Genomic DNA, 16333 nt, shown 5'->3' with positions numbered 1-16333 from the left:
TATCACCTCCACCCGTTCGCCGTGACAGGAGAACGGGGGAGAGCTATTTCACGATGCGATCGGCCAGGGTACCGACGGCCACCACGAAATAGGGGGAGCGATTCCAGTGACGCAGTACCCGGTAATTGTCATAGGCCAGGTAGCTTCGCCCGTGAATATCGTCGGGGCGGATGAGGGAGGCCTGCATGTCGACCGCAGGCAGGGGGGAGCCGTCCAGTTGCCGCACCCCGAGCGCCTGCCAGGCCGACAGCGGCTTGCGGATCTCAAGCCCCAGCAGCGCCGGATCGAGCGCCTCGGGCACCCTCACCCGCCGTCCCCAGGTCTGGTCTTCACGCCAGCCGTTCTGGCTCAGATAATTGGCAGCCGATCCAAATACATCCGCCAGATTGCCCCAGAGATCCTTCTTGCCGTCCCCGTCCTGATCCACCGCGTATTGCAGGAATGACGAGGGCATGAACTGCACCTGTCCCATGGCCCCCGCCCAGGATCCCTTGAAGTTGGCGGGGTTCACATGTCCCTGCTCCAGAATGCGCAGGGCATCGAACAACTCGCCTTTGAAGAAGGCTTCACGGCGACCGTCCCAGGCCAGGGTCGAGAGAGAAGAGATAAGGGGATAATGGCCGGTTATTTTGCCGAAATTGGTTTCAATTCCCCACAAGGCAACAATAAAGCGGGGTTGAACCCCATATTCCCTGCCTATTTTTGTGAGCAGCGGCAAATGCTGGCGATATAAGGTTTGGGCTTGCTTGACTTTCCATTCCGGCACCGCCCGGGGAATATATGTGTCCAGGGTCAGTTTGAATTCCGGCTGATTTTTGTCGTGCCTGATGGCAGCATCAACAAGATGTACATCCGCAAAGGCCGCACTCACCGTCTCGGGCAACATGCCCGCCGCCAGCGCCTGCTCTTTGAGGCTCGCCACGTACTGGTCAAAATCGGGGCCGGCCTGCACCGGCGATCCCGACAGGGCGCCTGACAACAGCAGTGCCAGCCGCCCCGCCCTCATCGTGCGTCCTTTAATTGCGCCTTGTGCTGCTCCAGCAGGTTTTCCGGTGGCGGTGGCACCTGCAGATAAAAGCCCTGGCTCTTCAGGGCGGCCATCACCCGCTCCGTGGAGGCCAGCCCCAGGGGCTTGGCCGGGTCCAGTTTGGTCATCAGGACCAGTTCGGGACGCCCGAAGGTACTCATCAGCACCTCGGGAACGCGGGAAAAGTCCTCTCTTCGTTCAATAAAGAGATAGGTCTCGGCTTTTTTGCGACTTTTATAGACTGCACACAACATGGAAATTGATATAATCCGACGGGTTTATTGCCTCTGGTGGTGGCAAACTATAACATCAGGAATTGAATAACAATAACGTATTACCGTCTCGGTTCGGGGAAGATTCATGGTTGAACGCGATAACGAATTGAAAGGGACCACCTTCACTATTTCTGTGTTGCATCTCAGCGATGGCAATCCGGCCCGGATCCGACAACTGCTGGAGGCCAAGGTCGCGCAGGCCCCCCAGTTTTTTAATTGTGCCCCCCTCGTCCTCAATGTGGAACGCCTCGAGGCGATCCCCGATTTCGAACAGCTCAGGGAGCTGGTCGAGTCGGAAGACTTCGTGCTGGTCGGGATCACGGGGGCGCGGGACGAGGCGATGAAGACGGCCGCCAAGGCGGCAGGCCTCGCCGTCATGGTGTCAGGCAAGAGCCGCAAGGCAGAGCCTGAACCGACGCCGCCAGTGCCTGAGCCCAAGCCAGTGGAGGCCGCACCGGTTCCTCCGGTGCCAGCGCCCGTGGAGGCAAGCAAGGTCCACGTGGGCCCGGTGCGCTCCGGTCAGCAGATCTATGCAGCCGGCACCTCGCTGGTGGTGCTGGGCTCGGTGAGCCCTGGCGCCGAAGTCATCGCCGATGACAGCATCCATGTTTATGGTGCCCTGCGTGGCCGAGCCATCGCAGGGGCCAAGGGCAATCCCAAGGCCCGCATTTATTGCCAGCAATTGCAGGCCGAGCTGCTCTCCATCGCGGGCACCTTCCAGCTCAGCGATGCATTGCCTGCAGGCGTGATACAAGAGCCGGTCCATATCCGGCTCGACAATGAACAACTTCGTATAGACCGAATCAAATAGAGTTACAAGGAAGCGAGAATGGCGCGAATCATAGTCGTTACATCGGGCAAGGGTGGCGTTGGCAAGACGACAACCAGCGCGGCACTGAGCACCGGTCTGGCCCAGCGTGGCCACAAGACCGTGGTCATCGATTTTGACATTGGTCTGAGAAACCTGGACCTCATCATGGGTTGCGAGCGGCGCGTGGTCTATGACTTCGTCAACGTCATCAACGGGGAAGCCAACCTCAACCAGGCCCTCATCAAGGACAAGCGTTGCGAAAACCTGTTCATCCTGCCCGCCTCCCAGACCCGGGACAAGGATGCCCTGACCCGTGAAGGGGTGGAGAAGATCCTGGATCAGCTGGCAGAGATGCAGTTTGACTACATCGTCTGCGACTCCCCCGCCGGTATCGAATCCGGCGCCCTGATGGCGCTCTATTTCGCCGACGAGGCCATCGTCACCACCAACCCGGAAGTCTCTTCCGTGCGTGACTCGGATCGCATCCTCGGTATCTTGGCCTCCAAGTCCCGCCGTGCCGAGCGCGGTGAGGATCCCATCAAGGAGCACCTGCTGCTGACCCGCTACTGCCCGACCCGCGTCAACCGCGGCGACATGCTGAGCGTGCAGGACGTACAGGAGATCCTGGCCATCAAACTGCTCGGGGTGATCCCGGAGTCCCAGGCGGTGCTGCGCGCCTCCAACTCCGGCGAGCCGGTCATTCTGGACAAGGAGTCCGATGCCGGTCAGGCCTACGAGGACGCCGTCGCCCGTCTGCTGGGTGACACCAAGGATTTCCGTTTTCTGGAAGAAGAGAAGAAGGGCTTCTTTAGCCGACTGTTCGGGAGTTAAGCATGTCATTATTGGATTATTTTCGTTCCAACAAGAAACAGAACACCGCACAACTGGCCAAAGAGCGGTTGCAGATCATCGTGGCTCACGAGCGTTCATCCAGAGGGGGGCCGGATTACCTGCCCCAGCTCAAGCAGGACATCCTCGACGTGATCCGCAAATACGTGCAGATCGACCCGGACAAGATCACCGTCCAGCTTGATCAGAAGAGTGACGAGTTGTCGGTGCTGGAGCTCAACATCACCTTCGCCGACGACCAGAAGAAGGGATGAGCTGACGCACCATGCGCGACCCCTTCCCCCAATGAAGACCGGATCCTTTCCCAGGATCCGGTTTTTTAATGCCTGGCGTCCCGGCATCTCGCCAAGGGCATCAGGGCCAGCTAGAATACCGCGCACCCCGAGGCGCTGCCGACGGACTTTCCCTCTCCCCTTATCTGGAACACGGCTTTTATGTCTTTGAATGACGAAATGCACAGCGTCGAGGAACTGCTCGACACCGCCCTCGAACTCTTCATGGAGCTGGCCTCCGACAACCTGCCCGAGCAGGAGATCGTCCGCTTCAATCAGGAGTTCAACGACCGCGGCCTGCTGGCGGAGACCGATCCCGCCGACGACTGGGCGGCTGACGTGGGGTTTGAGGTGAGCGACGCCGACTATGCCGAGATCTGGGTCGGTCTTGGCAACGAACAAGAAGAGTACGAGCACCTGTTTGCCCGCATGCTGCTCTCCCGCCGCGTTGACGAGAAGTTCTGCCACATCGAATGGCTGCCCCAATAATTCCGGATCCCGATGATCCTGGCCACTATGACTGGGACGGCGGGCCCGCGCCCGTGAGGCCTTCACGCAGACGGCGACTGCTGGGCTGGCTCGGCAAGCTGCTGCTGGCCGCCTTTGCGAGCACCATCGTCTCGGTCGCGCTGCTGCGCTTCATCGACCCCCCCATGTGGACCTGGCGCCTCGAACGCGCCCTGTTTCCCCCTGCCAAGGTGGCCGAGGTGAAGCACGACTGGGTGCCGCTTGAGCAGATTTCCCGGGAGCTGCAACTGGCGGTGATCGCCGCCGAGGATCAGCGCTTTGCCGAACATCACGGTTTTGACATGGATGCCATCAGCTCGGCCCTCAGGCACAACCAGCAAAGCGGGCGGGTGCGCGGTGCCAGCACCCTCAGCCAGCAGACCGCCAAGAACCTCTTCATGTGGAGCGATCGCAGCTTCCTGCGCAAGGGGATAGAGGCCTGGTTCACCCTGTTGATGGAGCTGGGCTGGGACAAGTCCCGCATTCTCGAGGTGTATCTCAACATCGTGGAGTTCGGACCCGGCATCTATGGCGCCGAGGCGGCCGCCAGGCACTACTTCGGCAAACCGGCGATACGCCTCACCCGCTACGAGGCCTCCCTGCTCGCCGCCGCCCTGCCCAATCCCTGGCGTTATCGGGTCAAGCCCCCCTCACCCTATGTGCAGCAGCGCTCGGCCTGGATCCGTCGTCAGATGGGTCAACTCGGGCAAGTCACCCTGAACCGGGTCCACGGCACAGAGTAGCGCCATCCTGCGGATCAGAGGCGGGCCCCAGATGGCCGCCGACGGTTTCCCGATGAAGGGGCAGATAGTGCCACCACCAGGTTTCGCGCCGCCGCTTGATCTGCCTTCTGTACTGTCGTCGCTTCATCTTGCCAGGCCGCCCCGTCACGCCGCCCCTGCTGGCGGCTCTGTTAACCTTATCCCCTGATCCCGCCATTTGACAGCACGGCGTCACCGCCCCCGGGCTGGCTGCCCATCCCAATACTTGTTAAAGTGGCGAACCTGGACGTATCTGGAGTGATTTCATGGAACAACGTAGCCCGGATCAGCTGGTCGAGTGGGCCTATGATCAGTTTCTGGAGCAGGCCGCCGACATGCTGGCCCCCGAACAAATCGTCGACATCACCCTCGAGTTCGAGCAACGTGGCGCGGTGGAGGCAACCCTGCCCAATGCCGACTGGTCAACCGAACTCGGCGAGCCGGTTGACATGGCACGTTGGGCCGAGGTCTGGGTCGGCTTGCTGGATCATCAGGACGAGTTCGAGGTGATCTACGCCACCTTCCTGCTCCCCCGGGATCAGAGCGAGCACGACGTGCATATCCGCTGGCACCGCCAGCAACAGGCATAAGAAAAGGCGCCCCAGGCGCCTTTTTCGTTTTTTGCGCTGCCCGAGTCAGGGGCGTGCCGCGATGGCCTTGGCCAGACAGCGGCGACACCAGCAGGCGCTGGCATCGCTCATGGGCAAGGCGGGAAGCTGGTTGCACCAACAGCGCTCGATGGGTTCCCCCGCCGACACGGCGCAGAACGCCGGCTCGCCGCAGCCCGGGCAGGCATGGGTGCTCTTAGAGCCATCGAGCTCGGCCATGCGGGCCAGTTGGGCCTCGCTGTCCATGGTGGACCACTGGCCTATCTCGGTCAGGGTGCGGCCACAACCGAGGCAGAGCCCCTCTTTGGCCCGGCAGTCACCGATGCAGGGACTCGGCACCTTATTCGTCCCCTGCCGGCGTGTCGGAGCCCACGAGGCGAATGCTGTGCTCCTCGATGACGATCTTGCCCTGCTTGTAGAGGCCGCCGATCGCTTTCTTGAAGGTGCCCTTGCTCATGCTGAACATCTTGTAGATGACGTCAGGTTCGCTCTTGTCTCCCACTGCAAGGCTGCCCCCCTGCTTTTGCAGGCGCAGCAGGATGCGCGCACCGGCGTCATCCATCCGGGCCAGCCCCGGCTTTTGCAGGGTCAGGTCCAGCTTGCCATCTTCGCGCACCTGCTTGACCCAGGCGGTCAGCGGTCGGCCCGTCATCACGCGGCCGAACACCTCGTTCTTGAACAGCATGCCGGCGTACTGGCCATTGACCACGGCCTTGATGCCAAGGGGGGTGTGCTCCCCCGGCAGCACCGTCACCTCGTCACCGCTCTTGAAAGGGGGGTCGATGCGCAGGAAGCGCTCCAGACGGCTGGTGCCGACCATGCGCCCTTCGTTGTCCAGCATCAGGTGCACCAGATAGACATGGCCCACCTGCATCGGCTTGTTCTGCTCACGGCTTGGTACGAAGAGATCCTTCTTCATGCCCCAGTCGAGGAAGGCACCAATCTTGTTGGCGTTGACCACCTTGAGACCGACGATGTCCCCCACCATGGCGAAGGGCTTGTCGGTGGTGATCACCGGTTCGCAATCAGCATCCAGATAGAGGAAGACGGACACCTCGCTCTCCTCGGCGACGCCTTCCGGCAACTGGCGCCTGGGCAGCAGCAGCTCGCCGTATTCCCCCGCCGCCAGCCAGGCGCCGCGCTCCTCAATCTCGACGACGGTCAGGGTGTTCATCTTGCCAATTTGTAACATGGTGATCTCTTCTTTCAATATCCGGATGGGCCCATCTCATGGAAGACCCGTCATATAGAGGTGCATCGCCGCCGTCGGATGAGAGAGGACGGGGCCGATTTATGTCATGCAGGCGCGCATGTTACCCCAGAGCGGCAGCAGGACCTAGCCCCTCCCCCCTGTGTCTGACCTCTTTTCCCGCTCCCGGGCGGCCAGATTGACGATATTAGCAGCATTCAGTTTCCCCTTTGCTGCAAATAACCCCACTTTTAGGTAGACTTCGCGGCCGTCAAATCCAGAGGAAGCGTCGATGAACCCAGCCACTCGTACCCGTCATCTCAATCAATGGATCCAGACCCACAGCCAGCAGGAGATGAGTTACCCCGCCCTGCACGGCTTCCTGTGCGCCCGTCTGACGGGGCCCGTTGCCCCCGACTGGCAAGATCCGCTGGCCGGCCTGCTGCCTCATGATGCAGCGCTGGACGAGAAGAGTGCCGAGGCGCTGCATCACCTGATCGCCGAGCTGGAAGCCCAGGCCGACGACGCGCAGCTGGCCCTGCCGAGCCAGTGTCGCCTCTCTACCGACAACCCGGAGCAGGTGTTTGACAAGCGCCATCCTCTGGGCCAATGGAGCTATGGCTTCAGTCAGGGGGTGGCCTGCTGGCCGGCGCCGACCGACCTGAACGATCCGGCGACCCGCCATCGCTTCAGCCTGGTGGCCGAGCTCTGCCTGTTTCGCGACAAGCCCATGGCCATGATGCTGCACCAGGCTGCGGCCAGCGAGCTCCCCTTCCTCGATTTTTGCAAGCGTCAACGCCAGCAGATGAAGACGGCCCTCAACCTCCTGCTCGGCCAGGATCACTACGAGGCCGAACCTGAAGAGAGCCCGTCCCTGGACAACGAGCAGACTCGCCAGTGGCAGCAGTGGTTCGAGCTGGCGGCAGAGAGCCGCGATCCCTTCGCTCGCCTTGGCTGGTTCGAGCGCATCATTGCCGATGCCAACCTCCTGTTCGATGAGGCATTCTGGCAAGCCCACGCGGGCCATGGCTGGCAGGTCCCCGAGGCACGCCCTCTGATCGCGGCCAGGGCCGGTCGAGCCGATTGCCTGCTGCGACTTGGGCAGCTTGGGCAGGCTCGGGATGAGTACCTGGCCCTGCTCGCACTCTGCCGCGCCGACGAGCCCGCTTGCCGCCACCCCCTCTCCACCCTCTATGCCTGGCAAGGGGAGTGGGATGCCCTGCAACAACTGCTGGTGCGCTTTGATGAAGCCTCCTGCTGGCTGCTCTACAACAAGGCCTTGATGAGCTTTGTCTGCGAAGGGGAAGCGGCGGCACGCCCTCATCTGGCGGCGGCAATGGGTGTCAATCCCCATGTGCCCGCCACTTTGCTGGGCCAGCGCCGCTTGCCCAAGCAGGAGCCTCGCCGCTGGCAGGGGGGCAGCCGTGACGAGGCGGCGCTCTATGCCTTGCAGAGTCGCGAGGCCTGGCTGACCCACAACGCCTTGATATGGCTGCGAAAGAGTGCGGGCAAGCAGGCCAGTTGAGACCCCAATTGCCGATTCGATGACAGAACACGTGCGCAAACGCACATTTTTCTGGTGACTGGTCAGACAAATGCCCCTGTGTTACGTATCATCAAGGCCAAAGTATCAAGAGAAACTGCACCCGATGCAGCCGCCACAGCAGGATGTCATATGTCGAAGATCATTGAGCTGCTCGCGCACTACCCTCCTTATCAGCTGGTTCACGCCGCTGAGATGGTGCGCGATACCTTTGAACAGTTTTATCAGCAGCGGTACCAACTCACCGTGCCCCAGTGGCGCCTGATGATGGTGCTCGGCCCCCACTACCCCATCAGCCAGAAGGAGCTGGTGGAGGCGAGCGGCATGGACAAGGTACGGATCTCCCGCGAGATCCATCGTCTGGTGGAGAAAGGCATCCTGTTCACCGAGAACAGCGTGCAGGACAAGCGCATCAGCCTGGTCTCCTTCACCCCGGCGGGGCTCACCCTGTTCCAGCAGCTCAAGACGGAGGCGGGAAGCTGGCAGCACACCCTCACCGACTATCTGCCGGCCGAGGCGCGCCAGAGCATTCGCCTGCACCTGCAGAGCGTCAGCGATGCCATCGAACAACTTCACCTGCTGGACAACGAGCAACCCTCATGAAGCTGAACAACTTTGCCACCATGGATGTCAACATGCTGCTGAGCCTGGTCAACATGCAGTTGCGTGATCACTACGAGGATCTCGATGACCTCTGCCGGGCGCAGGATCTCGATCAAGAGGCCCTGGTTGCCAGGCTGGCCAGTGGCGATTTTCACTATCAGGAAGATCAGAAGCAGTTCAGATAGGGATCCGGATCACAACCCGACCCATGCCGCTGGCTCCGTCGGCAAAAGCTGCTAAGGTGGTGGCTACCCGGTCCGTTGATGTTCGCAAGAGGTATGGATACATCTTGTTGTCACAGACTGCGGTTAGCCTCTCGTTCACCACCCGCAGCCAAGGATGACCCATGATGCGCCTCATTCGACCAACCAGCCTGATCACCCTCTGCACATTGCTGGTGATCAGCCTCTTCCTCCCCCAGGTCCCCAGCAGCGCCGAGCAGTGGCTCACCACACTGCTGCTGGCCTCCCTGGTGGCGGTCTTTCTGATGGTCGGCAGCGGCTGTCGCCACTTCCTGCGCGAATAACGACGCCAGAGCGTGATGCCTGCCCAAAAACAACAACGCAGCCCGAGGGCTGCGTTGTTGTTTCAGGATACTGGGGGCCAAGACCCCGAGTGGCATCAGTAAGCCAGGGTTTCCAGCTGCTCCTTGGCCTGCTCGATCCCCTTGGCTTGCGCCTCCGGCCCCATGCCCATGCCTTCGGCATAGATGAAGTCCACTTCGTTGATGCCGATGAAGCCCAGCACGGTACGCATGTAGGGGGTCACCAGGTCGGTGGCATTGCCCACGTGCATGCCGCCACGGGGGCTGACCACCAGGGCGCGGGTGTTCTCCACCAGGCCGACCGGACCGGTCTCGGTGTAACGGAAGGTCACGCCGGCACGGGCCACCAGATCGATCCAGTTTTTCAGCTGGGTCGGGATGTTGAAGTTGTACATGGGGGCCGCGATGATCACCAGATCGCTCGCCTTGAGCTCGGCGACCAGCTCGTCGGACTGGGCCAGCACCGCTTGCTGACGCTCGTTCAGGTTCTCGCCACCACGCAGGCCCATGGCCAGCTCGCCGTCCAGCACCGGCAGGTTCAGGGTCGCCAGATCGCGTACCTGGATGGTGTCACCCTGGCGCTCGGCCAGGTAGCCGTCGATCAGGGCGTTGGATTGGGAATAGTGGCCCAGGATGCTGGACTTCAGAACGAGGATATTGGCCATGGTGAAACTCCATTTGATTGTCAATTGAACAGCCAGGCTGTCGATGGAGGTCACTATAAAGACTGGCATTAAAGCCTGATAGCGAAAATAGATGCTCAAGTCATTCAAAAAATTTGATGTCTGTGCATTTCCTCGGCAGAGAGGGGCTCATCAAACTCCGCACCCTTGGCATGACAAACGATTGCCGTTATGATCCGCCGCACTTTTTGTACGTGATCCGGATCTCATGACCTCCTCCCGCAGGCACTCCCCCTTTGCCGGCGCCGTCTGGATGATGGTGGCAGGCCTCTGCTTCGCCGCCGTCAACAGCCTGAGCCAGTATGTCAGCTTCACGCTCGGCCTCCCCTCGACCCAGGTCGCCTTTCACCAATATCTGATCGCCCTGGTCTGCCTGCTGCCCTGGCTGGTGCGCCACGGTCTGCGCCAGTCCCTGATGACGAACCAGCTGCGCCTGCACCTGCTGCGGGTCGCCCTTGCGGTGACCGGCATCCAGTTCTGGCTCTGGGCACTGGCGGTCCCCGTCCCCATCTGGCAGGGGATCGCGCTCTTGATGACCTCCCCCCTGTTTGCCACCCTGGGATCAGCCCTCTTTCTCAAAGAGCAGGTGAGCCGGGCCCGCATTCTCGCGACCCTGGCGGGGTTTGTCGGCGCCATGCTGATCCTGGCCCCCTGGACCGACGACTTCACCCTGGCCTCCCTGCTGCCGGTAGCGGCCGCCCTCTTCTGGGCAGGCTACTCCTTGCTGGTGCGCTATCAGGCAGCCAGCGAGTCGTCCCACACCATCGTCGTCTACCTGCTCGTCTTCAGCACCCCGTTCAACGCCATGCTGGCGATCCCTGAATGGCAGTGGCCGAGCGAAACCCAGTGGCTGCTGGTGGCCGCCTCGGGCGTACTGTCGGCACTGGCCCAGATGTCCATCGCCCGCGCCTACAGCGTGGCGGAGGCCTCCTTCGTGCAACCTTTTGATTTTGCCAAGCTGCCCATGAACGTGCTGGCCGGCTGGCTGGTATTTGGCTGGGCGCCCCCCGGTCGCTTGTGGCTGGGGGCGGCCATCATCATCGGCGCCATCACCCTGCTCACCCATCTGGAGCAGCGCGCCCACCCACCCACTTCCTGAGGTACGCCATGCGTGCCTCTTTTTTTGCTCACCCGGATCAGCCCTGCTGACCACCGACCTCAGGAGAGATCAGATGTTTGGAACCGCCACCCGCCCCATTGCGACCCGCGCCCTGCTGCTGGGATCAGGCGAACTCGGCAAGGAGGTCGCCATCGAGCTGCAGCGGCTCGGTATCGAGGTGATCGCCGCCGACCGCTATGCCAACGCCCCCGCCATGCAGGTGGCCCACCAGGCCCGCGTGCTGGACATGCTGGATGGTGCCGCCCTGCGCGCCCTGGTGGCCGAGGTCAAGCCCGACCTCATCATCCCCGAGATTGAAGCCATCGCCACCGACACCCTGGCCGCCCTCGAGCACGAAGGGGTCAAGGTGGTGCCCAATGCCCGCGCCACCCAGCTCACCATGAACCGGGAGGGGATCCGTCGCCTCGCCGCCGAAACCCTGGGACTGCCCACCTCTGCCTACCGCTTTGCCCAGAGCAAGGAGGAGTTTGTGGCCGCCGTCGAGGCCATCGGCCTCCCCTGCGTGGTCAAACCGGTGATGAGCTCCTCCGGCAAGGGGCAGAGCCTGCTGCGCGATCTCGCCAGGCTGGATGAGAGCTGGACCTATGCCCAGGAGGGGGGCCGTGCCGGTCGTGGCAAGGTGATTGTCGAAGGCTTCGTTCCTTTCGAGTACGAGATCACCCTGCTCACGGTGCGCGCCGTCGATGGCATCCACTTTTGCGAGCCTATCGGCCATCGTCAGGAGGATGGCGACTACCGCGAATCCTGGCAGCCCCAGGCCATGAGCGAACTGGCCCTGGCCCGCTCCAAGGAGGTGGCGGCCAAGGTGGTCGAAGCCCTTGGCGGCTACGGTCTGTTCGGGGTCGAGCTCTTCATCAGGGGCGACGAGGTGTGGTTCAGCGAAGTCTCCCCCCGCCCCCACGACACCGGCATGGTGACCCTGATCTCCCAGGATCTCTCCGAGTTCGCCCTGCACGTGCGCGCCATCCTGGGGCTGCCCGTCGGCACCATCACCCAGTACGGCCCGAGCGCCTCTGCCGTGGTGCTGCGGGAAGGCCACAGCCAGGATATCCGCTATCAGGGGATTGGCGAGGCACTGGCCCTGGTGCCCGGTGCCCAGTTGCGTCTCTTTGGCAAGCCGGAGATCGCCGGTCGTCGTCGCCTCGGGGTGGCGCTCGCCCGTGGGCAGGATTGCCAGGAAGCCGTGGAGCAGGCCAAGACGGTGGCAGCCCGGGTAGAAGTACTGTTCTAGGCAATCCGCTTTACCACGCAAAAACAAACGTTTATCTGCGTGATCCGGCGCAAGGGGCAGGTGACTGCCCCTTTCCCATTGAAGCACCGGGCTTATAATCCCCCCTTCACCTATGTCAGGAGTACAAGATGTTAACTGCCGTGATCTTCGATATGGATGGTGTTCTGATCGACTCGGAACCCTTCTGGCAACGGGCACAGATGGCCGTCTTCGCCGAACTGGGCCACTTCCACACCGAGGAGGACTGCAACTCCACCATAGGGGTGCGCATCGATCAGCTGGTGGCCCACTGGTACCGGATCCGCCCCTGGAACAGCCCCAGCCAGGAAGAGGTGGTACAGCGCATTCTGGATCAGGTGATCGCGCTCATCCTGCAAGAGGGGCAGCCCAAGGCCGGGGTGCTGGAAGCGCTCGACCTCATCGAGGCCCAAGGGCTCAAGATCGGGCTCGCCACCTCCTCCCCGTTTGCCATGGTCGAGGCGGTGCTCGGCAAACTCGGCATCCAGGACCGTTTCATGGCGGTCCACTCCGCCGAGGTGGAGCGCTTTGGCAAACCCCACCCGGATGTCTATATCCACGCCGCCGAGAAGCTCGGCGTCGAGCCTGTGCACTGTCTCGCCATCGAGGACAGCTTCACCGGCCTGCTGGCAGCCAAGGCAGCCTCCATGACGGCGCTGATCGTGCCGGACCCGGCGCTGGTCGGCGATCCCCGTCTGGCCATCGCCAACCACGAACTGCGCTCTCTTGCCGAGCTGAACGCAGAGATGCTGGCCGGCTGGGTCAAGTAGGCAACACGGACTGACCTCCTGCCTCCCTTGAGCCCGCTCATAAACGTGCGCTTGCTCGCGGTTGCGCCGCCTTGTGGCGACTAGAATCAGCAGGAGCACAGAGACGGCCCACGGGCCCGAGGAGGTCACCATGATCGAATACACCAGCAAGCGTATCGTCTGCCCCCACTGCGGCCACCACACCCGGGTCGAGCTGGATGCCAGCCAGGGGGATCAGGAGTTCTACGAGGATTGCATGGCCTGCTGCAACCCCATCCACCTGCGTCTGCACCGGGATGAAGCCCGTGACTGCCTGCAACTCTTCGTGGATGCCGACGACGAGCAGCTGTTCTGAATCCCCCTGTCCAGACACAGACAAAAACAAACGGGACCCTGTGGGCCCCGTTTGTTCTGGTGCCATCGTCAGGCTGGATCACGCCTCCCTCAAGCACGCCGCCTTCGCCGACGTCATGGTCGGAACAAACTCCACCACCTGATAATCGGCCGCCTCTGCCTGCTTGAAGGGATCCTCTGCCAGCATCGCCTCCAGGGCGTCTCGGCTCACGCCCTGCGCCAGTATGACGCCCCCGACTCGGGGTACCCGACGCCCGGATGCCAGAAAATGGCCTGCGGCATACTGCCGCTCCAGCCACGCAATGTGGGCCGGGATCAGGGCATCGATCTCCGCCAGCGGTTTCACATAAGTCAATGTCACGACAAACATAGGGAAGTCTCCAAGGCCCTGGGGCGGCGCCTCTTCCACAAGAGGGCGCCTTTCCCGTGATGCCGCCCTCCTCTTCGAACCCTGGGGGCAGCGCTCAGGTGGTTACTGGCGCGCCGCCAGCACCCGCTCCACCGTGTCGACGATGGCCTGGGTCTGGGGGTCAATCTCGATGTTGGTCTGCCAGCCGGCCTTGACCCAGCCCAGGTTGGTGCGGGCCAGGGTTTCGGGGATCAAGTTGACGCAGAACTCCCTGGCGCGCACCTCGCCCACGGTGAGGCTGATGCCGTCGATGCCGATGTAGCCCTTGGTCAGCACGTACTTCATGAGCGCAGGATCGAGGCGATACCACACCTGGCGGTTGTTGGGGGTGTCGATGACCGAGGTCACCTCGGCCGTGCCCATGATGTGGCCGGACATGGCATGGCCGCCAATCTCGTCCCCAAAGCGGGCGGCCCGCTCCACGTTGACCTTGTCACCCACCACCAGCTGCCCAAGGTTGGTGAGGCGCAGGGTCTCCTGCATCAGATCGAAGCTGACCAGATCCCCCTCCACCCGGGTGACGGTCAGGCAGCAGCCGTTGTGGGCCACCGAAGCCCCCAGGGCCAGCCCCTCGCCCCAGGCCGGGCTCGGCATGCGGATCACGTGGGTGCGAAAATTGGGCAGTGAATCGATGGCCACCAGTTCGGCGGTCCCTTGTACGATGCCGGTGAACATGAGTCTCTCCAGGCTGTGAAAATTGTCGGCAGGTTACCCCCGGCCACCTTGCAAGACAAGGGTGCCGGCTGACAAGGAGAGGCGCGATCGCTATAGTGACCCCAATCAATCCAGACTGAACGAGGAAACAAAAATGCAGGTATATCAATGCTGTGAAGCCATTCGCATCGCCTACAACCAGATTGGCTCCGGCGAGCAGGGTTATGTGCCCCAGGCCATCGCCGCCAGCATACGGGCGCTCAACGCCGTGGCCTCCGACGAGCGGGTACCGGCGGATCTGCGCGAGCAGGCGGCCTATGCCGCGGCCAATCTGCTGATCAGCGATCACGAAGACGCCTGATCCCGACTACAAATCTGCCGCCGACCTTCCCCGTTGGCGGTTTTTCAGGCTAGAATGACACCCCCGCATTTTGTCTCCTCAGGACGAGGAGGCAAAAGCCCATCTCTCTTGCCCGCTCTTTCTCTTTTATCTGATCCACTCGGAGGTGTCAGTGCAACGTTATTGGTCCGAGGCGAAGCAGCTCGTTCGTCTAGCCAGCCCCATTCTGGTCGCCCAGGTGGCCCAGATCGCCATGAACTTCGTCGATACCGTGATGGCGGGACAGGTGAGCGCCGTGGATCTTGCCGCCGTGTCGGTGGCGTCCAGCTTCTGGTTGCCGATCATCTTGCTGGTGCAGGGCATCATCATGGCCCTCACCCCCATCGTTTCCCAGCTCAACGGCGCTCGCAAGCAGGACGAGGTGCGCCCCGCCGTGCACCAGGGCTTCTGGCTCGCCCTCATCGTCACGCCCATCGCCATGGTGACACTCTATTTCAGCCCCCTGGCACTGCAATTCATGGACGTGGATCCCGTCATGGCGGCCAAGACTGCCGGCTACCTGCACGCCATCCTGTGGGGCCTGCCCGCCTTCGTGATGTTCCAGGTGCTGCGCAACTTCAGTGAGGGGCTCTCCCACACCATGCCGACCATGGTGATCGGTTTCGTGGGGCTCGCGGTCAACATCCCCGCCAACTACATCTTCATTCACGGCCACTTCGGCATGCCGAAACTCGGCGGCGTCGGCTGCGGCGTGGCCACTGCCATCGTGCTCTGGGCCATGCTGCTGGCGATGATCGTCTATGTGAAGTGCTCTGCCCACTTCAAGCGCATCAACCTGTTCGCCCAGCTGGCACGCCCCAACGGCAGCCGGATCTGGCGCCTGTTCCGCCTGGGGTTCCCCATCGCCATGGCCATCTTCTGCGAGGTGACCCTGTTTACCGTGGTGGCCCTGATGCTGGCCCCCTTCGGCGCGGAGACGGTGGCGAGTCACCAGATTGCGCTCAACTTCTCCAGCCTGGTCTTCATGCTGCCCCTGTCCATCGGTGTCGGCGTGACCATCCGGGTCGGTCACAACATAGGGGAAGGTCAACCGGATCAGGCCAGGGTCGCCGCCCGCACCGGCCTGATGCTGGGCATGGGCGTCGCCGCCGCAACCGCCGCCCTCACCGTGCTGCTGCGCGACCCCATCGCGGGGATCTACACCGACGACCTGCAGGTGATCGGCCTCGCCGCCACCCTGCTCTTCTTCGCCGCCATCTACCAGATCTCCGATTCTGTACAGGTGGTGGCCGCGGCGGCCCTGCGCGGTTACAAGGATACCCAGGCCATCTTCTACGTCACCATCGTCGCCTATTGGGGGCTGGGTCTGCCCACCGGCATGATCCTGGGGCTGACCGACTGGGTGGTACCGCGCATGGGCCCGCAGGGCTTCTGGATAGGCTTCATCGTCGGTCTCACCTCCGCCGCCCTCATGCTTGGCGCACGGCTGCGCGTCATCTACGGCCGCTTCGCCAGCCCCGCGGCCTGCACCGCCCTCTCCCGGGCGCAATAGGGCGCGGCCAGGGGCACGGGGAGCCGCACTTTTGGGACGGCTCGCCTGTAAAATCAACAGGCTGCACAAGAACTGGGCAAACAGTCTCCTTTGTGCATGTCCCTTGTTGACAGCCTTGGGGGCCATGGGTAGTATGCCGACCACGCCAGCAGTGCTGGCGGGATAAAACGGGTTTTCAACCCGGTTTATGAAGTGGGTTTATAGCTCAGTTGGTTAGAGCACTACCTTGACATG

At 62.3% G+C, this 16333-nt stretch carries 23 protein-coding genes; 16 read left to right on the top strand and 7 right to left on the bottom strand.

Features of this window, described 5'->3' with window-relative positions; genetic code table 11:
- Nucleotides 1-43: 43 nt before the first annotated feature.
- Nucleotides 44-1006 (bottom strand): lytic murein transglycosylase, encoded by a 963-nt coding sequence (locus AACR77_RS22250; RefSeq protein ID WP_042878927.1) that lies wholly within the window; start codon nucleotides 1004-1006, stop codon nucleotides 44-46.
- Nucleotides 1003-1281, bottom strand: a complete 279-nt coding sequence (locus tag AACR77_RS22245; RefSeq protein WP_039039102.1) for a YcgL domain-containing protein — start codon at nucleotides 1279-1281, stop codon at nucleotides 1003-1005. The genes AACR77_RS22250 and AACR77_RS22245 overlap by 4 nt, the downstream gene beginning before the upstream one ends.
- 106 nt (nucleotides 1282-1387) lie before the next feature.
- Here AACR77_RS22245 and minC point away from each other — a divergent pair, with 106 nt between their 5' ends.
- The 6 genes from minC to AACR77_RS22215 all read left to right on the top strand — a co-directional run bounded on the left by minC (nucleotide 1388) and on the right by AACR77_RS22215 (nucleotide 5092).
- Nucleotides 1388-2113, top strand: coding sequence for a septum site-determining protein MinC (minC, locus tag AACR77_RS22240; RefSeq protein ID WP_039039101.1), 726 nt, complete (start codon nucleotides 1388-1390; stop codon nucleotides 2111-2113).
- Nucleotides 2114-2131: 18 nt separating this feature from the next.
- Nucleotides 2132-2944 carry a septum site-determining protein MinD gene (gene minD, locus AACR77_RS22235; protein WP_010674647.1) on the top strand — a complete coding sequence of 271 codons (813 nt, stop codon included), beginning with the start codon at nucleotides 2132-2134 and terminating at the stop codon, nucleotides 2942-2944.
- Between the two features lie 2 nt (nucleotides 2945-2946).
- Complete coding sequence (minE, locus tag AACR77_RS22230) at nucleotides 2947-3216, top strand: cell division topological specificity factor MinE (RefSeq protein ID WP_010674646.1); 270 nt, start codon at nucleotides 2947-2949, stop codon at nucleotides 3214-3216.
- 180 nt (nucleotides 3217-3396) lie between these two features.
- A complete protein-coding gene (locus AACR77_RS22225) occupies nucleotides 3397-3723 on the top strand; it encodes an HI1450 family dsDNA-mimic protein (protein ID WP_029314491.1) in 327 nt (108 codons plus the stop codon).
- Nucleotides 3724-3776: 53 nt separating this feature from the next.
- A complete protein-coding gene (gene mtgA / locus AACR77_RS22220; protein WP_080767838.1) occupies nucleotides 3777-4484 on the top strand; it encodes a monofunctional biosynthetic peptidoglycan transglycosylase in 708 nt (235 codons plus the stop codon).
- Between the two features lie 284 nt (nucleotides 4485-4768).
- Entirely contained in the window at nucleotides 4769-5092 is a 324-nt protein-coding gene (locus AACR77_RS22215) for an HI1450 family dsDNA-mimic protein (protein WP_010674643.1), read from the top strand.
- A 45-nt stretch (nucleotides 5093-5137) separates the two neighbouring features.
- Here the strand turns inward: AACR77_RS22215 and AACR77_RS22210 are convergent, their stop codons facing one another.
- Entirely contained in the window at nucleotides 5138-5449 is a 312-nt protein-coding gene (locus AACR77_RS22210) for a DUF1289 domain-containing protein (protein WP_039039099.1), read from the bottom strand.
- A 1-nt stretch (nucleotide 5450) separates the two neighbouring features.
- A complete protein-coding gene (locus tag AACR77_RS22205) occupies nucleotides 5451-6320 on the bottom strand; it encodes a CvfB family protein (RefSeq protein WP_010674641.1) in 870 nt (289 codons plus the stop codon).
- 271 nt (nucleotides 6321-6591) lie between these two features.
- On the opposite strand from AACR77_RS22205, the gene AACR77_RS22200 reads away from it, so the two are divergent.
- From AACR77_RS22200 to AACR77_RS22185, 4 genes are all read left to right on the top strand, one after another.
- Nucleotides 6592-7824, top strand: coding sequence for a UPF0149 family protein (locus tag AACR77_RS22200; protein ID WP_042878925.1), 1233 nt, complete (start codon nucleotides 6592-6594; stop codon nucleotides 7822-7824).
- Nucleotides 7825-7974: 150 nt separating this feature from the next.
- Nucleotides 7975-8445 (top strand): MarR family winged helix-turn-helix transcriptional regulator, encoded by a 471-nt coding sequence (locus tag AACR77_RS22195; protein ID WP_010674639.1) that lies wholly within the window; start codon nucleotides 7975-7977, stop codon nucleotides 8443-8445.
- Complete coding sequence (locus AACR77_RS22190) at nucleotides 8442-8630, top strand: DUF4250 domain-containing protein (protein ID WP_010674638.1); 189 nt, start codon at nucleotides 8442-8444, stop codon at nucleotides 8628-8630. Before AACR77_RS22195 ends, AACR77_RS22190 begins: the two co-directional genes overlap by 4 nt.
- Before the next feature lie 161 nt (nucleotides 8631-8791).
- Nucleotides 8792-8971 (top strand): hypothetical protein, encoded by a 180-nt coding sequence (locus tag AACR77_RS22185; protein ID WP_041215220.1) that lies wholly within the window; start codon nucleotides 8792-8794, stop codon nucleotides 8969-8971.
- A 95-nt stretch (nucleotides 8972-9066) separates the two neighbouring features.
- Here AACR77_RS22185 and AACR77_RS22180 read toward each other — a convergent pair whose 3' ends face one another.
- Nucleotides 9067-9654, bottom strand: a complete 588-nt coding sequence (locus AACR77_RS22180) for an FMN-dependent NADH-azoreductase (RefSeq protein WP_041215221.1) — start codon at nucleotides 9652-9654, stop codon at nucleotides 9067-9069.
- 226 nt (nucleotides 9655-9880) lie between these two features.
- On the opposite strand from AACR77_RS22180, the gene AACR77_RS22175 reads away from it, so the two are divergent.
- The 4 genes from AACR77_RS22175 to AACR77_RS22160 all read left to right on the top strand — a co-directional run bounded on the left by AACR77_RS22175 (nucleotide 9881) and on the right by AACR77_RS22160 (nucleotide 13145).
- A complete protein-coding gene (locus tag AACR77_RS22175) occupies nucleotides 9881-10771 on the top strand; it encodes a DMT family transporter (RefSeq protein WP_041211382.1) in 891 nt (296 codons plus the stop codon).
- A gap of 73 nt (nucleotides 10772-10844) precedes the next feature.
- Complete coding sequence (gene purT / locus AACR77_RS22170; protein WP_042878922.1) at nucleotides 10845-12023, top strand: formate-dependent phosphoribosylglycinamide formyltransferase; 1179 nt, start codon at nucleotides 10845-10847, stop codon at nucleotides 12021-12023.
- Between the two features lie 128 nt (nucleotides 12024-12151).
- A complete protein-coding gene (gene hxpB, locus AACR77_RS22165) occupies nucleotides 12152-12811 on the top strand; it encodes a hexitol phosphatase HxpB (RefSeq protein ID WP_042878920.1) in 660 nt (219 codons plus the stop codon).
- A gap of 130 nt (nucleotides 12812-12941) precedes the next feature.
- On the top strand, nucleotides 12942-13145 hold the full coding sequence (locus tag AACR77_RS22160; RefSeq protein ID WP_005336871.1) for a CPXCG motif-containing cysteine-rich protein: 204 nt from the start codon (nucleotides 12942-12944) through the stop codon (nucleotides 13143-13145).
- A 78-nt stretch (nucleotides 13146-13223) separates the two neighbouring features.
- On the opposite strand, the gene AACR77_RS22155 is transcribed toward AACR77_RS22160, so the two are convergent.
- Both AACR77_RS22155 and AACR77_RS22150 read right to left on the bottom strand, forming a co-directional pair.
- Nucleotides 13224-13514 carry a YciI family protein gene (locus AACR77_RS22155; protein WP_029314482.1) on the bottom strand — a complete coding sequence of 97 codons (291 nt, stop codon included), beginning with the start codon at nucleotides 13512-13514 and terminating at the stop codon, nucleotides 13224-13226.
- A gap of 102 nt (nucleotides 13515-13616) precedes the next feature.
- Nucleotides 13617-14228: a riboflavin synthase gene (locus AACR77_RS22150; RefSeq protein WP_010674630.1), complete on the bottom strand. Its 612-nt coding sequence runs from the start codon at nucleotides 14226-14228 to the stop codon at nucleotides 13617-13619.
- Between the two features lie 133 nt (nucleotides 14229-14361).
- Between AACR77_RS22150 and AACR77_RS22145 the strand changes: the two genes are divergently transcribed.
- Nucleotides 14362-14568: a YaeP family protein gene (locus AACR77_RS22145; protein ID WP_010674629.1), complete on the top strand. Its 207-nt coding sequence runs from the start codon at nucleotides 14362-14364 to the stop codon at nucleotides 14566-14568.
- Between the two features lie 151 nt (nucleotides 14569-14719).
- The gene (locus tag AACR77_RS22140) at nucleotides 14720-16099 is read left to right on the top strand and encodes an MATE family efflux transporter (protein ID WP_042878937.1); all 1380 of its coding nucleotides are present in this window, start codon (nucleotides 14720-14722) and stop codon (nucleotides 16097-16099) included.
- The last annotated feature ends 234 nt before the right edge of the window (nucleotides 16100-16333 follow it).

The organism is Aeromonas sp. ZOR0002 (genome assembly GCF_963866995.1).
GTDB lineage: Bacteria > Pseudomonadota > Gammaproteobacteria > Enterobacterales > Aeromonadaceae > Aeromonas > Aeromonas caviae.
Note: the sequence above shows the minus strand (reverse complement) of the source record. Positions and strands in the feature narration are given on the sequence as shown.